At 64.2% G+C, this 17427-nt stretch carries 13 protein-coding genes; 7 read left to right on the forward strand and 6 right to left on the reverse strand.

Annotated features, from left to right (window positions below):
* The 6 genes from rfbB to VN934_11105 all read left to right on the forward strand — a co-directional run bounded on the left by rfbB (position 1) and on the right by VN934_11105 (position 7755).
* On the forward strand, positions 1 to 1014 hold the full coding sequence (gene rfbB / locus VN934_11080) for a dTDP-glucose 4,6-dehydratase (protein ID HXM19335.1): 1014 nt from the start codon (positions 1 to 3) through the stop codon (positions 1012 to 1014).
* Positions 1011 to 1748 carry a sugar phosphate nucleotidyltransferase gene (locus VN934_11085; protein HXM19336.1) on the forward strand — a complete coding sequence of 246 codons (738 nt, stop codon included), beginning with the start codon at positions 1011 to 1013 and terminating at the stop codon, positions 1746 to 1748. Before rfbB ends, VN934_11085 begins: the two co-directional genes overlap by 4 nt.
* A gap of 32 nt (positions 1749 to 1780) precedes the next feature.
* Positions 1781 to 2941: an acyltransferase gene (locus VN934_11090; GenBank protein HXM19337.1), complete on the forward strand. Its 1161-nt coding sequence runs from the start codon at positions 1781 to 1783 to the stop codon at positions 2939 to 2941.
* A 68-nt stretch (positions 2942 to 3009) separates the two neighbouring features.
* Positions 3010 to 5367, forward strand: coding sequence for a hypothetical protein (locus tag VN934_11095; GenBank protein ID HXM19338.1), 2358 nt, complete (start codon positions 3010 to 3012; stop codon positions 5365 to 5367).
* A gap of 64 nt (positions 5368 to 5431) precedes the next feature.
* A complete protein-coding gene (locus VN934_11100; GenBank protein HXM19339.1) occupies positions 5432 to 6793 on the forward strand; it encodes a UDP-glucose/GDP-mannose dehydrogenase family protein in 1362 nt (453 codons plus the stop codon).
* Positions 6790 to 7755 (forward strand): NAD-dependent epimerase/dehydratase family protein, encoded by a 966-nt coding sequence (locus VN934_11105; GenBank protein ID HXM19340.1) that lies wholly within the window; start codon positions 6790 to 6792, stop codon positions 7753 to 7755. The genes VN934_11100 and VN934_11105 overlap by 4 nt, the downstream gene beginning before the upstream one ends.
* Before the next feature lie 35 nt (positions 7756 to 7790).
* On the opposite strand, the gene VN934_11110 is transcribed toward VN934_11105, so the two are convergent.
* The 6 genes from VN934_11110 to VN934_11135 are packed head-to-tail and all read right to left on the reverse strand — an operon-like array spanning position 7791 to position 13984.
* A complete protein-coding gene (locus tag VN934_11110) occupies positions 7791 to 8543 on the reverse strand; it encodes a hypothetical protein (GenBank protein ID HXM19341.1) in 753 nt (250 codons plus the stop codon).
* Positions 8540 to 10285 carry a hypothetical protein gene (locus VN934_11115; GenBank protein ID HXM19342.1) on the reverse strand — a complete coding sequence of 582 codons (1746 nt, stop codon included), beginning with the start codon at positions 10283 to 10285 and terminating at the stop codon, positions 8540 to 8542. Before VN934_11115 ends, VN934_11110 begins: the two co-directional genes overlap by 4 nt.
* Positions 10282 to 11682, reverse strand: a complete 1401-nt coding sequence (locus VN934_11120) for an O-antigen ligase family protein (protein ID HXM19343.1) — start codon at positions 11680 to 11682, stop codon at positions 10282 to 10284. The genes VN934_11115 and VN934_11120 overlap by 4 nt, the downstream gene beginning before the upstream one ends.
* Complete coding sequence (locus VN934_11125) at positions 11676 to 12461, reverse strand: sugar transferase (GenBank protein HXM19344.1); 786 nt, start codon at positions 12459 to 12461, stop codon at positions 11676 to 11678. Before VN934_11125 ends, VN934_11120 begins: the two co-directional genes overlap by 7 nt.
* The gene (locus tag VN934_11130) at positions 12458 to 13615 is read right to left on the reverse strand and encodes a phosphopentomutase (protein HXM19345.1); all 1158 of its coding nucleotides are present in this window, start codon (positions 13613 to 13615) and stop codon (positions 12458 to 12460) included. Before VN934_11130 ends, VN934_11125 begins: the two co-directional genes overlap by 4 nt.
* 3 nt (positions 13616 to 13618) lie before the next feature.
* Positions 13619 to 13984, reverse strand: coding sequence for a hypothetical protein (locus VN934_11135; GenBank protein ID HXM19346.1), 366 nt, complete (start codon positions 13982 to 13984; stop codon positions 13619 to 13621).
* Positions 13985 to 14060: 76 nt separating this feature from the next.
* Between VN934_11135 and mfd the strand changes: the two genes are divergently transcribed.
* Entirely contained in the window at positions 14061 to 17420 is a 3360-nt protein-coding gene (gene mfd, locus VN934_11140) for a transcription-repair coupling factor (protein HXM19347.1), read from the forward strand.
* Positions 17421 to 17427 lie beyond the last annotated feature (7 nt).

A 17427-nucleotide genomic window follows, 5' to 3' on the forward strand; every position in this document is an offset into this window, starting at 1 on the left:
ATGCGCCTTCTGATCACCGGCGGCTGCGGCTTCATCGGTTCGAACTTCATCCGCGCGGCGCTCAAGCAGCATGCCGATTGGAGCGTCGTCAACCTCGACGCGCTGACCTACGCGGGAAACGAGCGCAATCTTCGCGACGTCGAAGGTGACACTCGCTACCGCTTCGTGCACGGCGACATCTGCGACCCGGCCGACGTGCGCTCGAGCCTCGGCGAAGGTGTCCACGCGATCGTGAACTTCGCGGCGGAGACGCACGTGGATCGCAGCATCACGAGCCCGGAGGCGTTCTTGCGGACCGACGTCCTCGGCACGCACGTGCTGCTCGAGGCGGCGCGCGAATGCAAAGTCGGACGCTTTGTTCAAGTGTCGACTGACGAGGTATACGGGAGCGTCCCACACGGGCGCACGCCCGAAGGCGCGCCTCTGGCGCCGCGCAGCCCGTACGCAGCGAGCAAGGCGGGCGCAGATCTTCTCGTGCTCGCGTACGTCGAAACATATGCCCTGCCGGCGATCATCACGCGCGGCTCCAACACCTACGGGCCGTATCAACACCCCGAAAAACTCGTGCCGCTTTTCGTCACGAACCTCATCGATCGCAGGCCGGTGCCGCTCTATGGTGACGGCCTTCACGAACGCGAGTGGCTGCACGTCGACGATCACTGCAGCGCGATCGAGCACGCCCTGCTGCACGGCGTCCGAGGAGAGGTCTACAACGTCGGACCGCACGCGGGCTGCACGAACTTGGAGATGACGCAGCGGCTGCTCGCCTTGCTCGGCCTCGACGCAGGACCGTATGTGCGCCGCGTGCCGGATCGGCCCGGCCACGATCGACGTTACGCGCTGGATTGTTCCAAGCTGCTCGCGCTCGGCTGGTCGCCGCGCGTGGAGCTCGCGAGCGGGCTTGCACAAACGGTCGCTTGGTATCGCGCCAACGAGACGTGGTGGCGGCCGATCGTGGAGGGCGAGTTCGCCTCGTACTACCGTCGGCAATACTCGACGCTGGAGTCTCAATGAAAGGCGTCATCTTGGCTGGCGGTACGGGAAGCCGCATGTTACCGCTCACGCGCGTGTCGAACAAACATCTCTTACCGGTGTACGACCGCCCGATGATCTTCTATCCGATCGAAACGCTCGTACGCTCCGGCATCACCGATATCATGCTCGTCACCGGCGGCAATAGCGCAGGCGAATTCTTGCGCTTGCTTGGCAATGGAAAAGAATTCGGACTCAAGGATATCTTCTACACGTATCAAGAGGGCGATCGCGGCATCGCCGACGCCCTCAAACTCGCCGAACATTTCTCCGAGGGACAACGTGTCGTCGTGATACTCGGCGACAACGTTTTGGAAAAAGATATTACATCCCACGTCCGCGCCTTCGAAAAACAGCCGTCTGGCGCGCGCTTGCTGCTTAAAGAAGTGCCCGATCCGCAGCGCTTCGGCGTGCCGATCATACGGGATGGTCGCATCGTGCGCATCGAGGAAAAACCCTCGCGACCCCAAAGCGGGTACGCCGTCACCGGCGTGTATATGTACGATCAGCGCGTTTTCGATTTTTGCCGCGGGCTCACTCCAAGCGCGCGCGGCGAACTCGAGATCACGGACGTCAACAACGCCTACATCAAGCAGGGCGATCTTGCTTTCGACGTGCTCGACGGGTGGTGGACAGACGCCGGAACGTTCGAAAGCTATTTTCTCGCCAACAAGTTGGTCGCGGAACGACGCGGCTGGCGCCCTCCCGGCGCTTGACCGGCTGGCACAATCCGCGCATAGCGGGCAGGATGCCGGAACTCGATGGCATTCGAGCCATCGCACTCCTCATGGTGCTGGTATACCACTATCTCGGGAACATCGTGCCTGCCAAGCCGTACACCTTGCTGTGGTTCCCGATCGTCCCTCTAAGGTCGCTATCGATCGGCGTCGATCTGTTCCTCGTTCTATCCGGCTTCCTGATCGGCGGCATCCTCTTGGATGCCAGAGGATCAACCTCATATTTTGCTGCCTTCTATGGCCGGCGAATCTTTCGCATCTTCCCATTGTACTTTGATTGGTACGGGTTGTATTTGGTGCTGCTCGCGAGCGGCATCCTCAATTGGCTGCCGTCAGCCCGGGATGTCTTCGCGCCAACGATACCAGCTTGGTGGTACGCCGTGTTTCTTCAGAATGTCGCGTCGGCCCATCTTCACGATTTCGGACCGCGCTGGCTCACGGTGACGTGGTCGCTTGCTATTGAAGAGCAATTCTATGCGACTGTTCCGTTGTTGATCCGCGTCCTAAATCGCACGGCACTCCTATGGCTGTGCCTAGCCGCAATCGTTGCGGCACCGATCTTCCGATTCTCTTATGGCGCTAATTGGTTTGCGCAAAGCATGCTCACGTGGTGTCGCGCCGATGACCTGGCCCTCGGCATCCTCGCCGGGATCATCGTGCGGGAACGAGGCGCGTGGGAATGGCTGTTGTCGAAGCAAAGCGTTCTCATCGCCGGATTCGTTGGGCTGCTCGCGCTGGATGGGTACCTCAGCGTCAAAGGATTCCTCGGCCAGGGATTCCTCGAACGGACGATCTTGGGGACCGGCTGGGGGCTTCTCTTTTGGACGGGCCTGATGATCGTCGTGACCGGAGCGTCTCCTCTCATACGGAGCGTGCTGTCATCCCCGATCTTGCGCTATGTCGGAAAGGTTTCGTTTGCCGTCTATATCTTTCACCAGCCGCTGCTCTATTTGTTGCACAACGTGTTTTTCAAAGCAGCCCCGGTGATCACCGGCTTCCCGACCTTTGGCGTGACACTGTTGTCGCTCGCGCTAGCCTTCGGCCTCGCCGACCTCTCTTGGCGCTTCTTCGAGCATCCGCTCATCAGATGGGCCCATGCGCGTTTTCGTTATGAAGACGGCGTTGCGCTCAAGGGAACGCTTCAGCCACTCCCCCGCGGCGGCGCCACGTAACGAATGAGCGCGACACCGTACCACGACGCGGGGAGACTGCGACGCTGAAACTTCACATCGGCGCGCGGTTGGCTGCATACGCGCTTCTCGCGACGCTGCTCTTGGTGCCCCTTCTCGCGCGTCCGCATGCATGCGCTTTCGGCCTGCATGACTGGAGCTTTCCATGCTTTCCCGAACAGGCGCGTCATCTGCTCGCCTATCATCTGTCGCCCTGGATCGAGCGCAACCTTGGGCAGCCAAGCGCGCTGCCGCATGCCAATCCCCTTGCTGCGCTTCTATACCTGGCGGCTTACTTCGCGCCGGATATGGTGCTGCGCGCCGCGCTATGGCTGTTTCTTTTCGCGGGTGCGGTGGGGGCGGACATCGCTGCCGCGCGCTTGTTCGGCGCTAGCGCGCCCATGGCGCGGCTTGCCGCGGGCCTACTCTATTTGAGCTCACCCTTTTTCGCGACGAAGCTCGCGAGCGGTCATTACTTCTTCTTGCTGGATGCTGCATTGGTGCCGTTCGGGCTTGTGGCGTTCATGGCGATTCCGACGCGGGGTTTGCGGGCCTGGTGCGCAGCCGCCCTGTGCGTTTCGCTTGCGTTTGCGCAAGTGCAAGTCGGGCTGATACTGATTGTGCTGCTGCCGGTGCTGGCGTGGCGACGCATGAGGGCTTGGCATTGGCTCGGCATATGGGTCGTCGCTCTGTTGACGTTCGCGCCTCCGGTCTTCGCTGCGATCTCCGCGTATCGCGGCGGTGGACTCGCCACCGAGCTTCAACTCGCGACGTGGTTGCGCGACGAGAGCATTCCGTGGAACCGGGTGCTCGACGCCACATATTATTTTGCGAACTATTTCGGCAGCGCGGCGGGAGACACGAGCGTCATCGCGTGGCAATGGCTAAGCCCAGCCTGTGTGCTTGTCGCTCTTTTCGTGGCAGGAACGTCGCGCCGCCTTGCACTTGCCGCGATCGTCCTCGGCGCGCTTGCCACCGGCGCCACCGGACCGCTCGCGCCGCTTCTCGTGCGGCTCTTCGCGCATGTCCCCGCGCTCTCGGTCTTTCGCGAGCTGTATGACCTCCTCGCGCTCGTACCGCTCGTCGTGGCCGGCGGCGCGGCCGTCGCGATTCAGTATCTCGTGTCGGGTCCGCTTCGAAGACCCGTTCTGCTCGCTTCAATCGCAGGCTTGGCTGCGATTTTCGGGATCGCGATGTGGCCGGCTTTTTCCGCGAAATGCGCGGCGTTAGTGCCGCTGTCCGATCCGCGCCAGTGGCAGGCCGAGGTGGACACGGCCGCGGCGCTGCCCGGCGACGACCGGATTCTGTGGCTGCCTACGGCAGTACCGCTCGGTCCGCTCGGCACTCCGGGAGGCGCCGACCCATTCGAGTATGGGACTGGGCGCCATCCGTCCGCTCAGTCCTACCATGCGGCGGGATTGTTCGCGTACGCCGCAGCGCGGACGGACCATTCCGGCGCTCTGCCGCCGGCGTTTGCGCGCCGCCTCGGCATCGGAATGATCGTTGCGCGCAATCGCGTGGTCAGCCGTCGTCTCATGGCTGTTGCATGGCCGGCCGGCGGGCTCATCATGCCACCTGCGAGGCCGGCGCAGATCATAGCTAATGCCGGACCGCTCGCTTTTTACGGCACCCAACCAGCCTGCGAGCCCGACCTGCGATCCGCGATGAAGCCGGACGTCGCATACGTGCGCTGCTCGGGCACCGCGCCGCTCTTCCTGCCCCTTGAGGATCCGCAAACCTCGCTCGACGCGCCGAACCGCGGTTGGGTGCAAGGCGAACGCTGGGCCGAGCTAGACGCCGCGCTAGCCGGACCGCGCTGGCCGGTGCTGTTCACGCGTTCACTGGTGCCATATGAATGGATGAGCATGGCTGCGGGCCGTGCGCTGATCTACGCGCCGGGCGGAGCGCGGCTGAATAATACGCCTATCAAAGCGAGCGCGCAATGGCTTTCGCTGCCGATATCGGCCGGGTATCATACATTGTCCGGCGATGGTGCGCACATCGTCGCGATATCAGCGACCCTGCCGGAGTCATCCGAGGCCGTTTCCGGGGCTAAAGCCCCGGCACTACAAGCCTCGGCACTACAACCACCCCTTGAAACGGAGGTTCCAGCGGAGCGCAGCGACAGAACGTGGGGCCTCTACGAGGCAATACTGCCCGCGCACGCTGCCGGTCTGCTCATTTTGCGCGAGGGCTACTCCGCGAATTGGGGAGCTGCGATCGACGGCCGCCGCCTGGGGCTGCCCGTGTTCGTTGACGGATACGCGACCGGCTGGATGCTGCCGGCTACGTCGTCCCCATCACATCTTTCTATTGGATACGCTCCGCTCGCGGTCTATGCAGCGCTCGCGGCCATCGCGCTACTCACGTGGCTCTCGCTCCTCGCCGGCCTTTTTCTCCAAGGGACGCCGAAGCCGACACGGACCTAAAGGTCCGTGCCTACGAGGTCCGTGCTAAAGGTCCGTGGCTACATTTTCAACGAAGGCCTAAGCGGTGCGGCGACTTGCGGTGCTGGGCGCGGGCTACGTCGGCCTGACGACCGCGACGTGTCTTGCCGAGTTGGGCAACATCGTCGTGTGCATCGACATCGACCCTTCGAAGATCAAAGCGCTGCGTCAGGGACGCTTGCCCTTCTTCGAGCCCGGTCTGCTGGAGATGGTGCTAAGCAACCAGCATGCCGAGCGGCTGACGTTCTCGGACGCGCCGAAGGAGGCGTTGCATGGCGCGCAGATGATCTTCATCGCGGTGGGCACGCCGCTGCTCGAAAACGGCCAGATCGATCTGCGCAGCGTGCACGCCGCGGCGCGCGACATCGCGCTGTCGCTCGATGGGCCCGTCATCGTCGTCAACAAGTCCACCGTGCCGGTGCAGACCGCAGACGTCGTCGCCGCCGTCATCGACGAGGCGAAGGCTTCGAAGCATAAGGTCACCATCGTCGCCAATCCGGAGTTCTTGCGCGAGGGCAGCGCGATCGCCGACTTCATGCATCCGGACCGCATCGTCATCGGCGTCGAGGACGAGCGGGCAGAAGCCGAACTGCGCGACCTCTACGCGCCGCTGGAGGCGCCGATCATCGTGACCGACCCGCGCACCGCCGAGATGATCAAACTCACCGCCAACGCCTTTTTGGCGACCAAGGTCTCCTTCATCAACGAGATCGCGAACATCTGCGAGCAGGTCGGCGCGGACGTCAAGGAGGTGGTGCTCGGGGCGGGCAGCGACAAACGCATCGGCGTTGCGTTCATGAACGCGGGGCTCGGCTTCGGCGGCTCGTGTTTCCCGAAGGACGTGCTAGCGTTGCGGCAGATCGCCGAGGCATCCCACGTCGAACCGCGCATGCTGCGCGCCGCGCTCGAGACCAACACGGCCCAGATCGATGGCGTGATGGCGCGCTTGAACGAACTTTTAGAAGGCGTGAAGGGCAAACGCATCGCGCTCTTCGGCCTGTCATTCAAGCCGAACACCGATGACGTGCGCGAGTCGCCCGCGCTGGCGCTGGCGCAGAGGCTCGTCGCCCAGGGCGCGACGGTGACGGTTCACGATCCGGTCGCGATCGCCAAGGCGAAGGCGGTGCTGCGCGACTCCGTGCGCTATGCGAGCGCTCATTACGAGGCCACCCGCGACGCAGACGCGCTCGTCATCGCGACGGACTGGAACGAATACAAGCAGCTCGATTTCGCGGTGTTGCGGAAACTGATGGCCGGCCGCGTCATCTTCGACGCGCGCAATATCTACGAACCCAGCAAGGTCGTGGCGGAAGGCTTCGTCTATTGCGGCATCGGGCGCGCCGCTCCGTTCCACGCCCAACCCGAGGCGCAGGTCGACGGCACTTCGATCCGTCGAACCATGCCGTGAACGTGGTGGTCACCGGCGCGGCCGGATTCGTCGGCTCGCATCTGGTGGACCGATACCTGCGCGACGGCGCCGAAGTGCTTGGTATCGATAGCCTGTTGACCGGCAGCGAAGACAACTTGCGGGGTGCGTGCAAGAATCCGCGCTTTCGATTCGTGCGAGGTGACGTCGCGTCAGGGGACCCCCAACTCATGCAGCCGGACGGGGGCGCCGAGCTCGTTCTCCATTTCGCATCGCCCGCTAGCCCGGTCGACTATGCGACGAACCCATTCAAGACGCTGGCGGTGAATAGCCGCGGCACCGAGGCCTGCTGCCTCGCGGCGCTAGCGATGAAAGCGCGGCTCGTCTATGCATCGACCTCCGAAGTGTACGGCGATCCCCTGCAGCATCCGCAAGCCGAGTCGTATTGGGGCAACGTGAACCCGCTCGGCCCGCGCTCTTGCTACGACGAATCGAAGCGTTTCGGAGAGGCGCTCGTGATGGCGTATGTCCGGGAGCGCGGTCTCGACGCCCGTATCGTGCGCATCTTCAACACGTATGGGCCGCGCATGCGGCGCAAGGACGGCCGAGTCGTACCGACTTTCATCGATCAGGCGCTGCGCGCCGAGCCCTTGACGATTCAGGGCGACGGTTCGCAAACGCGCTCGTACTGTTACATCGATGATCTGGTCGAGGGTGTGGTCCGGTGCGCCGCGTCCGAACTGACTAGCGGAATTGCGGTCAACCTCGGCAATCCGGACGAGCGCAACGTGCGCGAGCTCGCGGAGATCGTGAGCCGGCTCGCCGGCGTTCCGCTCAAAGTCGTCAATAAGCCGCTGCCGCTGGACGATCCGGCGCGCCGCTGCCCGGATATCAGCCGGGCGCGCGAGCTGCTCGGTTGGGAGCCCCACGTCTCGCTCGAGGACGGTTTGCGCGCGACGATCGCGTTCACAAAGGGCCAGACTAAAGTCTGGCATACCACATAATCAGGCCAGACTGAAGTCCGGCATACCACATAGGCCTAGTTCAAGTCGGCCCAGCGATAGACGGTCGGATCCACGCGCATCGCATCGGCGCCTTCGATGACCAGGCTGCGCGGCTTGCGCTCGAGCCCGGCGCGATCGCGCTCCGCCGATTTCCAAGAGCCACGCGTGAACAAGAAGTGGAACTCGGTCCCGGTCTTCAAGCGCACTTCGATGTAGTAGTGCAGCCCGTCGGCCTTTTGCATCTTGATGGCTTGCGGATTCCAGCCGCTCGTGTCGGTTGTGATGTACACGTCATCGGTGAATGGCGTGTTCGGCGGGACCTGGACCGTGATGCGCACCAGCGTGTCCTTGGAGAGCTTGCTCTGAAAGGTCGCGGCGCGCGGCGCAAGGTCCGGATTGGGCTGCGACGGCGAGAGTTGCGCGACATATTTGCGAGGCACGTCCGCCGCGGGCGTGCCTTGCGGCAAGGGTTTGCGCGCGAAGTGGACCGACGTGACCGACGCGCTTTCCGTATCCAGATAGGCGACGGCGAACAGGCCGGGCGCGATCGCGTATGAGGGCGCAGCGCCCGTGGCTTCGTCCACCAGGCTGACGTTTGCGGCGAGTTTGAACGCATCGCCGCTCGAGAAGACGATGTAGCCGCGCTCGAAGTCGATCACTTGTCCGTTGACGAGCAGCGGCACCGGAGTGCTCGTGGGCGCTACGATGTCCGGCGGCGCTGTCTGCGAAGGCTGCGGTATCGGCGTCGGTAGGATCATGAAGAGCATGAGGATCGCGTATTGTATCACTGCGCGCTCACCACGAACGTGTATGGCGTCCACCACAAACCGGACCACCCGAAGTTGTAGCCGCGCTGGACGTCGATGAACAACGTGCGCGTGATGCGCGTGCGCACGTCTCCAGTGAGCTGATAGCGGGGCGGGGCGTTGCTGAACTGGGTCTGCACCGGTGAGAACGCCGACTTCGAAGCGCCGAACGTGAATTGGAAATCCGGCGACGGCGTCAACGCGAAGGTCATGCCGTACACGCGGTTGGTCGCCCCCGGGGAACCGGGGGCCTCGTTCAGGACGAACGGCAACCCAGACGTGGAAAACGGCTGCGGAGCCAATCCGGTCGACGCGTTGGGCGAGATGAACGTCGCGTTCGGATCGCGCGTGCTGCTCGAGTCGATGACCGTCGAGCCGATGAATACCAGATTGCGCGCCAGACGGCGGCTGATCGTGCCGGTGAAGACCTGTTCGTCGATCGTGTTGGGAAAGCTGAGCCAGGCATGCGCGATTTGGTAACGCGCGTTCAGACCAGTGCCGAACGGCCCCGGATATGTCGGTGTGTAGATCGCGCCGGAGACATACTCCGACGTGGCTTGCTTCGCGCCGGTGCTGCGGATGCCGAAGACGTCGTGCTGCATGCCAAGTCCCGACGTGAGGCGATACGATAATCCCGTTCGACCGATGTGCTGATCGAAGCCCGACCATTCCACGCCTGCCGTGAACGGATGATTTGGTATCCATGGGTGCGATGGATCGCCGTAATAGCCGAGCGCCGGCTGCGCCAGCAGACTCGAGTACGCTTGCGTGAGTTCCAGCCGAGCCGATGATTGCCGGAGCGCCTGCGTGTAGATGACGTCGGCGAAGCCGTTGGAGTCCAGCGGCCGGATCAGCCCGTATTGATAGGTGAAAAGTTGCGTCTCCAGAGAGATCGCGCTGGCCGGACTCGATCGGTCGTACGCGAGCAGGTTCCACTGTTTGAAGGGTTGCGTGGCCGGGTTCAGACTCAACACCGCGTAGCCGGCGCCGAACACCGAGTGATGCTCGAACGAGCCATACGACTTACGCTGCGGATCATAGCGGAAATGCACGGCGTCCAGCGACGAGGCTGAGCCTGCGAAGTTGTACGGCACGTCGATGCTCGCGCCGGTCAGCGCGTTGATGCCGAAATGCTGGTTCTGCGAGAAATTGTAGACGTACGGCGGCAGCGGGATCGTCGTCAGCGCCCCGTCGAGCAGGCGGAACGTAGCCGGCGAGAACTTCGCATAGGCGGTCGGGTCGATCGTCACTTGATCGGCGACGATGTACGGCCGCTGCGATGACAGGTCGGGCAGGAAGAATGCGTCGCCCGGCATCACGCGCCCCTTGGACGGGTTCGCGTAGTCGCCGTTGAAGAACGTCCAGCGATCGGCGGCGGGGTCGAGCGGCACGAAGTACTCGCGCCGGAATGGCAGAAATGCGGCGTAGGCGGCTCCGTCCATCTCCCCCGAGGGCGTGGTCAAGCGCACGTGCCCGACCACCAAGAAGCGATGCAGCGACAAGTCCATGGAGAAGGCATCGCCCTCGACGCGCACGCCGTTGCCCATGCTCACTTGCACGTGACCCCGTGCTTGGATGATGGCGGCGTCGCCGAAGTACTCGACGCGCGCGGCCGACACCGCGATCGGCATGGACGTGAGGGGTTGCGGCTCTTGCGCAGCGAGAACGCTCGTCGCGGCTTGCGCTGCAAGCGCGACCGCGGCGGCAAGCATGACTCGCGTCATGCGACGGGGTCGGCTTGTTTTTCCAGCGCCTGCGTTTGCGGTGCGGGTCGGTGCGCGGGCGCGGTCTGACTCTGAAGCGCCGTCACGTGCGCGGCGGCGACTCCCAGCAGCAGCCACCACAGCAATCCGACCTTCGGGAAGAAGAACAGGTAGTCGAAGACCTGGTGCAGCAGCAGGCCGGCCGTCGCGAGCAGCGCGGCGCGCGCGAGCCACGATTGGCTCATGCCGATGACCCACTCGCGCAGCGCGACGATCGTGAACGCGACGAACGCCGCCAGCCCCACGACGCCCTGTTCGGCCAAGGTCTGCAACCATAGGCTGTTCGCATGCGTCTGCACGCCGTTCAACCCAACGGTCGGAAGCAGCAGCTCGAAATTGCCCGCGCCGACGCCGAACACCGGCTGCCTTTGGAACAGCGTGATCGCCGCCTGCCACAATTCGTTGCGCGTGCCGACGCCGCCGGGATCTTGCGGCCACATGTACAGCACGAGCCGCAACAGCGCGGAGGCGATGTCATGCGCGACCCCCCAATACCACCACAGCGCGACGCCGAGCCCGGCGAGCGCGCCGATGGCAAAGGGCGCAAGCGTGGCGCGCGCCGCGCGCCGATCGATCAGCCACAGCGCCGCGTAGACCAACAGCGCGATGGCCATGCCCGCGCGCGATTGCGTGAGGATCATAACTGCGACCGCAAGGGCGATTGCGATCCAGCGCACGACCCGCAGCCTGTCTTGCATCAGCAGCGGGGATAAGAACAGCACGGGCAGCCCGACTTCCAGAAAACCGGCCAGCTGGTTGGGCCCTTCCAACGTGCCCGCCACGCGGGGCAACGCGTGATTGTTGACGATGATGCCCGACGGCGCGCCGCCGAAGATCGCCTGCGCCGCCGCCACTCCTACGACCAGGAGCGATGCACCGACGACGCCGGCTTCGAACCAAGTCCCGGACTCTTTGTACATGAGCGCCAGGTTCGCGCCGCACCAGAAGATCAGCAGATACTCGAGTTGCTTGAGGGTCTCGCGCACGACGGGCGTGATGAACGTTGCGTGCGTCGCGGACAGCGCGATCGCAGCCAATACCAGCAGACCGGCCAGCAGGATGCGTCTGACCGCCGGCGATTTCGGCGCGAGCGGTGCACCCTTGATCAGCAGACCGATCGCGACGCCCAGCACGATCATCTTCTCGGCGGTCAGCGTGGTGACGCTGCCGATGTCGCGATAAAAAGCGAAGGGGATCGCGAAGGCGAGCAGTCCGAGCGCCAGCGGCGGCCGCCGCAGGGTGACGTAGAGCGCGCCGAGCCCCACCAGCGCGAACACGATAGCGGAGAGTGCCGTAAGAGGGGTGCGTTGGAGAGTCTGATCGACGACGGGGGGGAGCAGCTGGAGTAAGCTTACCACGCGCCTTCCCCGCGGATGACCGCCGGCACCGTCTTGGCCAGGATCCAAAAGTCGACGAGCGGCGACCAGTGCCGCACGTACCAAACGTCCATCGCCATCCAGCGGCGGAACGAAACGTTCGCGCGCCCGCTCACTTGCCACAGGCCGGTGATGCCGGGCAGCACCGTGAGCCGCTGCAAGTAATGCGGCTGATAGCTTTGGACCTCTTTGGGCAATCCGGGGCGGGGACCGACAAAACTCATGTCGCCGCGCAGCACGTTCCAGAGCTGCGGCAGTTCGTCAAGACTGCTGCGGCGCAGAAACCAGCCGACATCGTGCACGCGCGGGTCATTCGAGATCTTCAGCGCGGGGCCGTCGCGTTCGTTCAGGTGCGCGGCGTGATCGTGCAACAGGTGTGCCCCGTCCACCATCGTGCGGAACTTGTAGAAGCGGAACTCACGCCCGGATCTGCCGACGCGCGTCTGCGAGAACAGGACGGGCCCGCGCGACGACAGTTTGATCGCAAGGGCGATCACCGCGAACAGCGGTGAAAGCACGGCGAGCATCGCCACGCTCAACGCGATGTCGGATACGCGCTTGAAGACATGCCATGCCGCCGGCACACGACGCTCGGCGTTGAGCCAGTGGGCGCTGCGGCTCGCACCGTTGCTGACGTGTCCGTTAACGTTTTGTAGTGCCGGGGCTTTAGCCCCGGACTGCGCGCTGCTTGCGAGCGCGGCCAGTGCGGACATCTGCTGCGCGCGCTCCGCGTCGCTGCGCGCCAACGGCCCGATGTTCATACGAACAGCGGCTCCGCAGGTCGCGGCAATCCGAACGTCTCCAAGACGCGCCAGCCGACTTGTGCGAACGAATCGATCTCCCCCAAAGCTTGGCTTTTGACGCCGGGCCGATAATCGAGCAACGGCGCGAATTCACGGGTATGGTCCGAGCCTGGAGCGGTGGGGTCGCATCCATGGTCGGCCGTGATGATCAGGCGGTCTCCAGTCTTCAATCTATTCAAGATTTCCGGCAAACTTTTGTCGAGCGCGAGGAGGGCCTTGGCGTAGCCGTCGGGGTCGCGTCGGTGGCCGTATTTGGAGTCGAAGTCGTTGAGGTTGGTAAAGCAAAAACCGCCCTGTCCCGCATTGAGCCACTCGACGGTCTTGGCGATTCCTTCCTGGTTGTCCGCAGTTCGGCCCCCCGCTGCAATACCCTGGCAGCAGTAGATGTCTTGTATCTTCCCCACCCCGCTCGTCGGCACACCCGCTTGCGTCAGCAAATCGAGGATGCTGGGGCTCGGCGGCGGCACGGCGTAGTCGCGGCGTCCGGCGGTGCGAACGAAACGTCCCGGCTCACCTGCGAACGGCCGAGCGATGACGCGATTGACCCGATCCGGCCCGGTCAGGATCCCGCGCGCACCGATGCACCATTCGTACAACATCGGCAGTGGCACGATGCTCTCGTGCGTCGCGATCTGGAAGACGGAGTCCGCCGACGTGTATACGATGGGCCGGCCGCTCTTCATGTGCTCCGGACCAAGCTCTTCGATGACCTCGGTGCCCGACGCGGTCTTGTTGCCGAGCACCTTTCGACCTACGATCGCTTCGAAGCGCTCGATCACGTCCGCCGGAAAACCTTTCGGATACGTCGGGAAAGCGTTGCGCACCACGATGCCCATCATCTCCCAATGACCGGTGATCGTGTCCTTGCCGTTGCTCGCTTCGCGAAGGCGCGCCCACGACGCGAGCGGCGACTGCGTCGGCTCGACGCCGGCGATGCGCGTGAGGCAGCCGAGCCCAAGGCGTTGAAGCGTCGGCAGTTTGAGACCGTGCGCCGCGGTCGCGGTATTGCCAAGCGTGTTGACGCGACTATCGTCGGAAAATTTCGCGGCGTCTTCGGCGGCGCCGACGCCGCCGGAGTCGATGACCACAACGATGGCGGACGGACCTGCCACGCGCTAACGCAGCTTGATCGAAAGAGAACGCGAGACGCTGGCGCCGTCGGTGCGGATCGCCGTGAAGATGATCTGGTGCGTGGTACGAAAGATGAACGGCACGCGGGGCACGACCATCGCTGATTCAAAGATCCCCGGCTTTGTTTTCGGGATCAGCACGCGGAAGGTGCCGACTTGCGCCGTGACGGCGGCGGCATTGCTGGTCGTGACGACGTGTGCCACGACGACGTCACCGGAATGCAGCGTCTGCGCCGAAAGCGACACGGATGTGATGCGTACCGGGTCCCGGTCGGACGCTTCGATGACGCCCGGCGGCAACGCGATGGCCACGAGCAGCGAGGCGACCAGACCGGCCGCAGCGAAATTCATATCTGTATTCTACCCAAAAGGGCCGGGTCGCAGCGCGATCCGGCCACGAACGCTTTCCGGAGGTAATTGGTTGCCCGTGTCCCTCGGTCCCCTCATCTCAGGCCTCATCGGTGGAACGGAATCCCTAAGTCCTGTTGCTGCCGCGCTGCGCGCGCGTGCGGCGCTTGACATGCGCGAGACCTCCAGCGGCGCGCGCGCCTGCGTGTTGGCGTCGCTGTGGCGCAATAGCGGCGGACAAGTGATCGTATGGACCGCCACGCCGGATGCCGCAGATCGCGTCGCCAATGACGCGGCATTCTATTTGGAAGACGCGCCCGGCGCGGTGAACGTGCTGCGACCGCGCGCGCGCGCCGATGCGTCGCCGAGCCCGACGGAGCGCAGCGAACGGATCGAAACGCTTGCGGCGCTTGCGGCAGGGCGGCCGGGCATCTTCTGCGTCTCGCACGCGGCCCTTCGTCAGCGCTTGCCGGCACCCGCGCGTTGGCGCGATGGCGCGCTGACGCTTCGCACCGGCGGCGTCATGGCGTGGGAGCTGTTGCTCGAGCGGCTCGTGGCGCTGGGCTACGAACGGGTCGAGATGGTCGCGGCGGCCGGCGAGTTCGCGGTGCGCGGCGGCATCGTCGATTGTTTTCCCGCCACCGCGGATGCACCCATCCGCATGGAATTTTTCGGCGACCAGCTCGAGTCAGCGCGCACGTTCGCACTTTCCGACCAGCGCTCGATCGCGGCGGTGGATTCGATCGTCATCGAGCCGTGGGACGAAGAGGCGCTTGCGGCCGACGCAGCTTTCATCGGCGTGTATGCAGACGATGCGATATTTGCGGTGGACGATCCGGAATTGATCCGCGCGGTGGATCAAGGGCTGAACGTTGAGCGCGACGACTCGACCGTCGCCGCCGCCGACGCCCCCGAAGATGACCCAAATGTAGCGTTCCGAGCGAAGCTCGGAGGTAGCGTTCCGAGCCCCAGCTCGGATTTCTCCCTCGACGCGATCGCCGAGCGCTTGAAGTCGCACGCCGTGGTCAACTTCGCTTCGTTGGGCGTGCGCGTCACGCGCGAACCTGATCTCACGGTCGCGATCCCCACGCAAGCGTCGCCCCTCTTCAATAGAAGCATGGACAGGTTTGTGGAGGACGTGCGAAAGCGCGTCGCCGCGGGCGAGTTGATCGCCGTCGTCTCGGTAGGCCATCGCCGGATCAAAGAGGTGCTCGACGAGCATGACGTCCCTGTAGGGCCGGTCCCGGCGCACTGGGCCCGAGGTGACGGCGGCCGGGTGGTGGTGGCCGACGGCGTCATCGACGAAGGTTTCTCTAGCCCCGCTCTCGGGCTCGCCGTGCTCGGCGATGCCGAGCTCTTCGGCCATGCGGCGCGCCGCCAAAAGCAGCGAGCCGCGAAAGAAGGCGTGCCGATCACCGATGCTGATCTCGTCGCCGGCGAGTATTTCGTCCACGCCCACCACGGCATCGGGCAATATCTCGGCCTGGAGCACATCGAGGTCGAGGGCGTGGGCCGCGATTTTCTTGCGCTCAAGTACGCCGGCGACGACCGGCTTTATGTGCCGGTCGAGATGATGCACTTGGTGCGCCGTTATCAAGCCGGCGACGGTGCCGGTCCTCGGCTCTCGAAGATGGGCGGCAGCGATTGGCAGCGCACGCGCTCCCGAGTGCGCGACGCGGTCGAGAAGATCGCCGAGGGTTTGGTGCGCTTGTACGCCGAGCGAGAAACGGCGCAAGGCCACGCCTCCGCTCCTGACACGCCGTGGCAGGCGGAGCTCGAGGAATCATTCCCCTACGATGAAACGCCCGATCAGCATTCGACCGTGCTGTCCGTCAAGGAAGACATGGAGCGGGCTCGTCCGATGGATCGGCTCGTCGCCGGCGATGTGGGCTACGGTAAGACCGAAGTCGCGATGCGCGCCGCGTTCAAGGCCGTCATGGATCAACGCCAAGTAGCCGTGCTCGTGCCGACCACGGTGCTGGGCGCGCAGCACTTCCGCACATTTTCCGAGCGCTTCGCCGCGTTCCCGGTGCGCGTGGAGATGCTCTCGCGCTTGCGCTCGCCAAGCGAGCAGAAACAGACCTTGGCCGGGCTGCTCGACGGCAGCGTCGACATCGTCATCGGCACGCATCGCCTGCTGCAGCGCGACGTCGGCTTCAAGCGCCTCGGCCTCGTCGTCGTAGACGAAGAGCAGCGCTTCGGCGTCGCGCACAAGGAGAAACTCAAAGAGCTGCGCCGTTCGGTGGATGTGCTCACGCTTTCAGCCACGCCGATCCCGCGTACGCTGCACATGTCGATGGTGGGCGTGCGCGATCTGTCGCTCATCCAAACGCCGCCGGCCGACAGGCTCGCGGTCAAGACGGTCGTCGCGCCGACGAGCGACGCGCTCATCGCGTCCGCGATCCAACAAGAACTCGATCGCGGCGGCCAGGTTTTTTTCGTGCACAACCGGATCGAGACGATCTACGGCGTCCGCGACGCGTTGGCCAAGCTCGTGCCGCGCGCGCGCATCCGCATCGGCCACGGTCAGATGGAGGCGCGCGAGCTTGAGGACGTGATGATCGCGTTCGTCGAAGGCGAATTCGACGTGCTCGTCTCCACCACGATCATCGAAAACGGTCTCGATATCCGCAACGCCAACACGATCGTGATCAACAACGCGGACCATTTCGGGCTCGCGCAACTGTACCAACTGCGTGGTCGCGTGGGGCGCGGCGCCCACCAAGCCTACGCGTACATGCTGTACCAGCCGCATCGGTCGCTCAGCGAACAGGCAGAGGCGCGCTTGGAAGCGATCCGCGAGTTCGCGCATCTCGGGTCGGGGTTGCGCCTCGCCATGCGCGATCTCGAGATACGGGGCGCCGGCAATCTGCTCGGCCACGCGCAAAGCGGCTTCATCGCGCAGGTCGGCTTTGACACCTACACGCAGATCTTGCAAGAAGCGATATCAGAACAATCCGGGGCTAAAGCCCCGGCACTACATCGAGGGGGGCTAGAGACTAATCCACCGGTGCTGGACGTCCGTGTGAGCGCGTACATCCCGCGCGAGTATGTGCGCGGCGCGAGTCAGAAATTCGCGCTCTATCAGCGGCTCGCAGCGGCGCGCAGCACCGCTGAGGTCGACGCGGTGGCCGAGGAACTGCGCGATCGCTTCGGCGCGCATCCAAAAGAGGTCGCCGCGCTGCTCGAGCTGACGAAACTTCGCGTGCTTGCCGCCGCGAAAGGAGTGGAAAAACTGTCGCTCGAACATCGTCAACTGACGCTCGAGGTCGGGCGCCATTTTTCACTCTCTGAAAGTGCTCTTCCGACTCTGACGTCCCTCACTCAAGGAAACTTCCGTTTCACTAAAGGGTGCTTGATTGTGGCACACTTCCCCGCGCACGGGCAGACGGGCGACGGGCTGCTGACGACGGTTCGTGAAGTCGTGGCGGCGCTCTAATCTAGGA

The organism is Candidatus Tumulicola sp., from assembly GCA_035601835.1.
GTDB lineage: Bacteria > Vulcanimicrobiota > Vulcanimicrobiia > Eremiobacterales > Eremiobacteraceae > DATNNM01.